Raw genomic sequence first — 1336 nt, forward strand, 5'->3', positions numbered from 1 at the left:
GCCCGTCTGGGCAAGGACAGTCACAATTCGAGCAAGCCGCCGTCCTCGGATGGCCTGCGCCGCAAACCGAAGTCCTTGCGCGAGCGCGGCAAAGCCAGGGTTGGTGGACAGCCGGGCCACAAGGGCAGTACGCTCAAGCGCGTTGAGCAGCCCGATCATGTTGAAATCCATCAGCTTGGGCCGTTGTGTGACGCTTGCGGCAATCTGATCGCGCGCGAGAATGTGTCGGTGTCGAGCGAATCGCGCCAGGTGATTGACCTGCCGCCGATCCGCTTTGAAGTCACCGAGCATCTCGTCGAGCAGGCACAGTGCGCGTGCGGAAAGATGCATCGTGCAGCGTTTCCAGAAGGCGTCAGTCAGCCAGTTCAGTACGGAACCCAGATCAAGGCCACAACGGTGTATTTGACGCAATACCAGCAACTGCCGGTGGATCGCACGGCCCAGGCGATGGCCGATTTGTTTGGCGTGCGACTGAGCACGGGGACCGTTCAGAATCAAATCAACGAAGCCGCCCTTAAGCTCAAGCCCGAAGTTACGCAGATCAGGCAGGCGTTGCTGGGGGATGCCGTGGTGCACTTTGACGAATCGGGTGTACGTGTGGGCCGCGATCTTCACTGGCTGCATAGTGCATCGACGGCGACGCTCACCTGGCTGGCCTCGCATCCGAAGCGTGGCCAGGAGGCGATGGACAGCTTCGGCATCCTGCCTGAATTTGCTGGCGTGGCCGTCCATGATGGCTGGGCCTGCTACGCGCACTACGAATGCGAGCACGCGTTGTGCAATGCCCATCACCTGCGCGAACTGATCTTCATCTCGGAAACCACCCAACAACCGTGGGCCGCGCAGATGATTGATCTGCTGCGCCAGGCGTGTAGCGAAGTCGGTCGCAGTATCGAGAAGGGGGCACAGAGCCTGTCCAAAAGGCGCCAACGCTACTATCGGCAGCGTTCGAGCGAACTGATTGCCGAAGGCCTTGGACTCAATCCCCAGCGGCAACGCGATCCCTCGCAGCCGAAGCGGCGGGGCAAGGTCAAACAAAGCGCTGCGTTCAATCTGCTCTCGCGACTGGAACGCTACGCTGATCAGGTCTGGCGCTTTACCGTCGATCATCGGGTTCCCTTCACGAATAACCAGGCCGAACGCGACATCCGCATGCCCAAGCTCAAGCAGAAAGTCTCGGGCTGCTTCCGCAGCAAGGGTGGGGTCGATGCCTTCTGTACCATCCGCTCATACCTCGCTACGTTACGCAAACAGGGCCGCCCCCTCTTTGATGCGCTCGCTCAGGCGTTCGCTGGCAACGCCCCTTCGCCGATGCCGGCCTCCTCCTGAACAGTTA

Annotated in this window: 1 protein-coding gene; it reads left to right on the top strand. The window is 60.8% G+C overall.

The window, feature by feature from the left end:
- On the top strand, window positions 1–1329 hold a 1329-nt coding region (gene tnpC / locus BMI01S_RS37555), incomplete at its 5' end, for an IS66 family transposase (RefSeq protein WP_042293495.1).
- Between the last annotated feature and the right edge of the window lie 7 nt (window positions 1330–1336).

Source organism: Paraburkholderia mimosarum LMG 23256 = NBRC 106338, assembly GCF_000739815.1.
GTDB classification, from domain to species: Bacteria; Pseudomonadota; Gammaproteobacteria; order Burkholderiales; family Burkholderiaceae; genus Paraburkholderia; species Paraburkholderia mimosarum.